Raw genomic sequence first — 245 nt, forward strand, 5'->3', positions numbered from 1 at the left:
GTTTAAAACTTTGCTATCGACAGTTTCAACTGAGGTTGCTCTCGCAGCTACCAAAAATGGTGAATGACGTAGTGCCGAATCAAAACTATCATACTTAATATTAATTAAAGTTTTAAATTCAGCAATGGGGGTTAGCTTTAATTTAGCCTCGGTAACTATACCTAATGATCCTTCAGAGCCGGTAATTAAGCGGCTCATATCAAAAGTTTGTAAGTCATCACTTAGCACATGCTCTAGGTCGTATC

1 protein-coding gene is annotated in these 245 nt (G+C 37.6%); it reads right to left on the reverse strand.

What is annotated here, in order from left to right; translation table 11 throughout:
- Positions 1-245: FAD-binding oxidoreductase (locus AAEY62_RS24125; RefSeq protein ID WP_350636995.1), on the reverse strand; the 245-nt coding region annotated here is incomplete at both ends.

The sequence above is a fragment of the Pseudoalteromonas sp. GW168-MNA-CIBAN-0100 genome (assembly GCF_040309225.1).
In the GTDB taxonomy this organism is placed as follows: domain Bacteria; phylum Pseudomonadota; class Gammaproteobacteria; order Enterobacterales; family Alteromonadaceae; genus Pseudoalteromonas; species Pseudoalteromonas arctica.